Here is a 5,971-nt window from a genome sequence, read left to right as displayed (position 1 = left end):
GGGGGGGGGGGGGGGGGGGGGGGGGGGGGGGGGGAGGGGGGGGGGGGGGGGGGGGGGGGGGTCCCCCCCCCCCCCCCGCCGCCGGCCCCCAGGGCGAGCGCGCCGCCCACCGCCGCCGCCCCGCCCAGGAACGCCCGCCGGGGCTGTCCGCCGCCGGTTGTGTGCGTGTGCTCCGTACGGTCCACGGTGTCCACGGCTGCTCCCTACTACCCCCGGTAACGGACGGCCCGTCAGGCGCAGGAGCATAGAAGCGGCACCCTGACCCCGGAAGCCCGCGGCGTGCCCGTCCGCACATTGGCGGGAAAGCGTCCTCGGCGTGCCACGCTGGAACTGCTGCAATCGACAGGGCACGGACGGCCCGGTGGTACGGGCGGTACGCGCGGTCATGCGCTGTGACCGCTGTGACCGCTGTGACGGAGAGGCGGAGCGAGATGGACGCGTCGGTGGACCCGCTGACGGACAAGGAGATCGAGGACCGCCTCGCGGAGCTGCCCGGCTGGTCGGTGACGGACGGCAGCCTGACCCGCACCTACACGTTCGACCGGCACCTGCCGGCCGCCGCGATGGTGATCCACGTCGCCCAGATCCAGGAGGAGCTGAACCACCACTCCGAACTGACCCTCGGCTACAACACACTGACCCTCGCCGTGAACACCCACAGCGCCGGCCACGCGGTCACCGCCCTCGACTTCGCCCTGGCCCACCGGGTCGAGGAGATCGCCACCGGCCACGGAGGGCGCTGAGCGGCCGGGCTGAGCGGGGCGCTCAGCCGTCCGCGCCGTCGCCCTCGGCGTGCGCGCCGTCGTCCGTACCGCCCGTGTCCGCGTCCGCGCCCTCCATACGGGCCAGTTCGGCGTTGAACTGGGCGCCGCTCAGCAGGGACAGGTGGGAGAACCACAGCCAGATCAGGAAGACGACCGGCCCGGCGAGCGACCCGTACAGCCGGTTGAAGGTGCCCACGTACGAGACGTAGAACGCGAACCCGGCCGAGGCCACCAGCCACAGCAGCACCGCGAGCACCCCGCCGGGCACCGCGCGCCGGCCGCGCGAACATGCCGGGCCCGTGCGGAAGAGCACCATCACCAGCACCACGGCCAGCAGCAACAGCAGCGGCCACTGCAACACGTTCCACAGCTCCCCGCCCGCCTCGCCGAGCCCCACGAGCCGCCCCGCCGCGCTCGCTATCGGCCCGCTGACCAGCAGGGCGACCGCGCTGCTGATCAGCAGCGCCATCAGCAGCAGCGCCGTCGCCAGGATGCGCGGCGCCTTGTGCCACGGCGGCCGGTCGTCCTTGACGCGGTACATGGCGTGCAGGGCCCGCCGGAACACCGCCAGGTAGCTGCACGACGACCACAGGGCACTGACCATCGCGCCGCCGACCAGCATCCACACCGCGGTCCGCTGCTGCGCCATGGTGACCAGGGCCCGGCGGACGGTCCCGCCCGAACCGGCCGGGGCGAGGGCACTGATGTGGTTGATCAGCTCCTCGGTGGAGGCCGGATTGGCCAGGCCGACCAGGGAGATGGTGACGATCACCGAGGGCAGCAGGGCCAGCACCGAGTAGTACGTCAGGCTGGCCGCCCAGTCGGACACGTCGTCGTTCCAGATCGAGATCGGGGTACGGCGGGCCGCGGTCCGGATGCGGGGCCAGCTGGGCAGCGCGGCGCTGCGTGCGCGCGGCCTGCCGGTGCCGGCCGTGAGCGCCGGTCGGCGCAACCCGCGGTCCGTACCGCTCCCGCCCATGTGTGTCCGTCCTCTCCTCGTGCCGTGCGCGCCGGGCGCCCGTTCCGTCTGCCCGTTTGCGCAGCGTACAAGCGTGTGCGGAGCACTCTGTCCGGAGGTGCGCCGTGGTAGGCGTCTTTCTGCGGCCGGCTCCGGGGACGGGTGGGAAACACCCGTTGAATCCCGTAACGCGCCAAAGCCTCACATTTCACCCGCCTCCGGTGAAGATGGAACAGGAAAGGAAGGAGCCGGCGAGTGCCCGAACCCAGCGACGCCCTGCTGGCCGTACGTGCCGGGGAGGGGGACGACGGGGCCTTCGAGGTGCTCGTACGCCGCCACAGCGCTCAGCTCCTGCGCCTCGCGACCCGGCTGCTCGGCAGCCGCACCGACGCGGAGGACGCCGTACAGGACGCCTTCGTGAGCGCGTGGCGCAGGCTCCCGGAATTCCGCGGTGACGCCGCGTTCACGACCTGGATGTACCGCATCGTCACCAACCGGTGCCTCAACCTGCTGCGGGCCCGCAGACCCACCCAGGACCTCGGCTCGGTGCCGGAGCCGAGCGCGCCCGAGCACGCCTCGTCACCGGTACGGGCAGCCGAGTCGACCGCCGCCGTCGAGGCGCTGATGCGGGCGATGGACGGACTCACCCCGGAGCAGCGCGCCTGCTGGGTGCTGCGCGAGCTGCACGCCCTGCCGTACGAGGAGATCGCCGCGGTGGTGGGCATCAGCCACCAGGCGGTCCGTGGCAGGGTCTTCCGAGCACGCCGCTATCTGACGGAGGCGATGGACGCATGGCGCTAGGTGAGCACGACGACCCGATCCTGCCCTGCGGCCGCGCGCTGTCGTCCGTGTGGGAGGAGCGCGAACCGGACGCCGCGGGCCGTCCGGCAGGAGGCGCCGCCCCCGGCACCGGTCCGGGCGCCGGCCCGCACGCCGCGCAGTGCCCGTACTGCCAGGAGGCGCTGGCGGGCCTCGGGGTACTCGACAGCTACGTACGCGAAGCCCGGCAGGCCGCGGCGGCAGCCGGCCGGGACGAGGAGGAGCGGAGCGCCGAACGCTTCACGGCCCGGGTGATGGACCTGGTCAGGACCGAACTCCGCCCGGGCCGGACGCTGCCGCTGGGCGACCCCGAGGACGACGCGTGGATCACCGAGGCCGCGGCGGCCAAGTCCTTCCGCGCCGCCGCCGAGACCCTGCCGGACGTGCAGGCGGGCAGCTGCCGGGTCACGCTGCTCGCGCCGCACGGCCCCATGAAGGTGGCGCTGGAACTGGCGGCCGGGTACGCGTGGCCGTTGCCCGCCCTCGCCGACCGGGTACGTGAACGGGTGCGCGCGGCGGCACGGGACGGCGTCGGCCTGGAGATCGCGGAGATCGACGTCACCGTCGTCGACCTCGTGGAGGAGGCGCCGGACGGCTCCGGGACCGGCAGGGACGGGCCTGACGGCGACGGCCCCGGCGGGGACCCGGGAGCCGGAGAGGGGAGCAGGCCATGAGCCACGTCATGAGCGGCGACGCCCACGCCACCGTCCTGCGGGCCGCGGCCGAGGCCGCCAAGGACACGCCCGGCGTCGCCTTCCTACGGCCCGGCCTGGGCGAACTGCTCCGGAGCACGGTGGCACGGACGGGCCGAACCAGCACCGGTCCAGGCCACTCCTCCCCGGCCGGGTGGAACGGCCGCGTGACCGGCGTACGGGCCGACCGCGGGCCCGGCCCCGGACAGTGGCGGATCCGCGTCCACCTGGCGGTCCGGCGCGGTCACCGGGCCCTGGACGTGGCCCGCGCGGTCCGGCCCCGTGTCACGGCGGCGGTCCAGGAGGCGCTCGGGACGGCGGAGCCGGCGGGGCCGGCGGGCGGGGCCGCGCCGGCGGTCGCCGTGACGGTGACCGTCACGGACATCACCTGATACCGGACCGGCCAGGCGAAGAACAGACCCGGCCAGGCGAAGGACAGACCCGGCCAGGCGAACGGCAGCCCAGGTCAGGCGAACGGCAGATTCGCCCACGGCGAGGCCGGACCCTGGCTGAGCACCCGGTGGATGTGCACCGCTTCCTGGTACGCAGTGCCGAACCAGCCGTTGTCGAAGGCCAGCACCCGGCCCAGCGCGTACCCCGCCGAGAACTCCTGCCACGAGCCGTACGCCGCGCGCGCCAGCTCACCGGCGCGCAGCACGGCCTGCTCGGCCTCCGGCGGCGCGCAGAAGCGGGCCCCGAGGCCCCGGCGGACGAGGGCGACGGCGTGTGCGTAGTCCAGGGCGACCAGCGACTTCACCTGCCCGTCCGCGGGCAGCAGCCCCTCGGCACGGAAGCGCTCCTCGTACTTCTCCACCGGCTCCGGCACGCCACCGGACCCGTCTTCCGCTCCTGCGTCGCGGGCGCGCAGCGCGGCTTCCGTCCCGGCCGGTACGAACCCGGCGTCGAGGAGCCGGTCGAGGCGCTGCCGCCAGGACGCCGGGTCGGTGACCGACCACTGCTCGTGCAGCAGCTGGGCGTCGGACGCGTAGTCGAGGAAGGCGGTGCCCAGCTCGTTCCACGGCACGCTGTGGTGCACGGCGATCGGGGCGCCGCAGGCGAGCGCCTGGGCGAGCGGGCCGTGCAGCGGCCCGCCGAGGTGGGTGGTGAGCAGTCCACCGGGCCGGACGCCGTACCGGGCGCGGAACCGCGTCCAGTTGGCGCGGTGCGCGGCGGAGGCCGGCAGGTACGCGGCGCACGGTGTACCCGGGTTGACCGCCAGTTTCCACTTGTCGTTCGGCCAGTCCTGCGCCAGCTCCTCCATCGAGACCCGGTCGAAGAGCTGCTGGGGGTGCCACGGCGGCAGCATGCCGCGGGTCGTCACGGGGATGCACGTACCGCCGCCGGCCGGGTCCTCGTAGACCGGCAGCGGATCCTGGCCCTGCTGGGGCACCGCCAGATACAGGTCCTCGCCGGCCACCGCGGCGACCTGGCCTTCCCAGTCGCCACGCGCGCCGGCCTCACACAGCCGCCGTTCCGTCTCGGTCGGCGGTATCCATCCTGGAATTCCCACGGACCAGAACCTTACGGTGGGCGGCCTGGCGGGCCGGGAGGCGGGGTGCTTTGCCGGACCGGCAAGGATGTTTGCCTTACGGCGCTCCCTGCCGGACGCTCGCACCATGACGTTCCACGACCACGGCACCACCGCCCCGGTACGCGAGCACGGCCACGGCCAGGGCGGCCACGGGCACCATCACGACAGCGCGCACATGGACTGGGAAGCGCTCGCCGCCCACCTCGAAGGCGAGGCCGAGCTCCACACACCACTCCTCGAACAGGCCACGGCCTGGCTGCGGGAGCTGCTGACGCAGTCGTCCGGCCCCGGCCCCGACGCGGTCGGCCGGGTGCTCGACATCGGCAGCGGCCCCGGCGTCACCAGCTGCCTGCTCGCCCGCGCCTTCCCGCAGGCCGAGATCGTGGCGGTGGACCCGACCGAGGCGCTCCTCGAACGCGCCCGCGACCGCGCCGCCCGCCTGGGCCTCGGCGACCGGTTCCGTACCCAGGTCGCCGAACTGCCCGACCGCATCGACGGCATCGGGGACGCGGACCTCATCTGGTCCAGCAAGGCCCTGCACCACGTCGGCGACCAGGCGGCCGCCGTGGCCGCCCTGGCCCGCCGGCTGCGGCCGGGCGGACTGCTCGCCGTCTCCGAAGGCGGCCTCGCCCCCCGCTTCCTGCCCCGCGACTTCGGCATCGGCCGCCCCGGCTTCCAGAGCCGTCTCGACGCGCTGCAGGACGACTGGTTCGCCGGGATGCGCGCCGCACTGCCCGGCGCCCGGGCCGTCGTCGAGGACTGGCCCGCCCTCCTGACCGCCGCGGGGCTGCGGTCCCCGCTCAGCCGCAGCTTCCTGCTCGACGTGCCCGCCCCGCTGGTCCCCGAATGGCGAGAGATGATCACCAGGCAGCTCTCCCGCTTCGCCGAAAAGACCGGCGACGCCTTGGACGAGCAGGACCGCGCCACCCTCACCCGCCTCCTCGACCCGGACGACCCGGCAGGCATCGCCCACCGCCCGGACCTCTTCTGGCTCTCCGCCCAGTCCTTCCACACGGCACGGGCGGCCGCCTGACCGCGCCGCCCCATGTGACGCGCCCCGACGTGCCGACGCCCGCGCGTCCCGCCCCGGGGGGGGGGGGGAGCACGACAGCGCCGGGCGGCCGCCGCCCCCCATAGAGAGCGGGAAAGAGGCGTGTGGGGGAAGAGGGTGTCCCTGCGTGTGTCGAGCTCGGTGGGGTGCGGATCA

Annotated in this window: 7 protein-coding genes; 5 read left to right on the top strand and 2 right to left on the bottom strand. The window is 74.6% G+C overall.

Annotated elements, in window-relative coordinates:
- Positions 1-431: 431 nt before the first annotated feature.
- Positions 432-743 (top strand): 4a-hydroxytetrahydrobiopterin dehydratase, encoded by a 312-nt coding sequence (locus ACZ4Z1_RS21310; protein WP_468488166.1) that lies wholly within the window; start codon positions 432-434, stop codon positions 741-743.
- A gap of 22 nt (positions 744-765) precedes the next feature.
- On the opposite strand, the gene ACZ4Z1_RS21305 is transcribed toward ACZ4Z1_RS21310, so the two are convergent.
- A complete protein-coding gene (locus ACZ4Z1_RS21305; protein WP_468488165.1) occupies positions 766-1,743 on the bottom strand; it encodes a YihY/virulence factor BrkB family protein in 978 nt (325 codons plus the stop codon).
- A 234-nt stretch (positions 1,744-1,977) separates the two neighbouring features.
- Between ACZ4Z1_RS21305 and ACZ4Z1_RS21300 the strand changes: the two genes are divergently transcribed.
- From ACZ4Z1_RS21300 to ACZ4Z1_RS21290, 3 genes are read left to right on the top strand one after another with little or no spacing between them, the layout of a single operon-like run.
- Entirely contained in the window at positions 1,978-2,523 is a 546-nt protein-coding gene (locus ACZ4Z1_RS21300; protein WP_468488164.1) for an RNA polymerase sigma factor, read from the top strand.
- A complete protein-coding gene (locus ACZ4Z1_RS21295; RefSeq protein WP_468488163.1) occupies positions 2,514-3,215 on the top strand; it encodes an Asp23/Gls24 family envelope stress response protein in 702 nt (233 codons plus the stop codon). The genes ACZ4Z1_RS21300 and ACZ4Z1_RS21295 overlap by 10 nt, the downstream gene beginning before the upstream one ends.
- Positions 3,212-3,625 carry an Asp23/Gls24 family envelope stress response protein gene (locus ACZ4Z1_RS21290; protein WP_468488162.1) on the top strand — a complete coding sequence of 138 codons (414 nt, stop codon included), beginning with the start codon at positions 3,212-3,214 and terminating at the stop codon, positions 3,623-3,625. Before ACZ4Z1_RS21295 ends, ACZ4Z1_RS21290 begins: the two co-directional genes overlap by 4 nt.
- Positions 3,626-3,699: 74 nt before the next feature.
- On the opposite strand, the gene ACZ4Z1_RS21285 is transcribed toward ACZ4Z1_RS21290, so the two are convergent.
- On the bottom strand, positions 3,700-4,743 hold the full coding sequence (locus ACZ4Z1_RS21285) for a DUF1266 domain-containing protein (protein WP_468488161.1): 1,044 nt from the start codon (positions 4,741-4,743) through the stop codon (positions 3,700-3,702).
- A gap of 106 nt (positions 4,744-4,849) precedes the next feature.
- Here ACZ4Z1_RS21285 and ACZ4Z1_RS21280 point away from each other — a divergent pair, with 106 nt between their 5' ends.
- Positions 4,850-5,797 (top strand): class I SAM-dependent methyltransferase, encoded by a 948-nt coding sequence (locus tag ACZ4Z1_RS21280; protein WP_468488160.1) that lies wholly within the window; start codon positions 4,850-4,852, stop codon positions 5,795-5,797.
- Positions 5,798-5,971: the final 174 nt, after the last annotated feature.

It is taken from the genome of Streptomyces sp. NPDC030165, assembly GCF_055573595.1.
The sequence above is the reverse complement of the archived record's forward strand: the minus strand, read 5'-3'. Positions and strand labels throughout refer to the sequence as shown.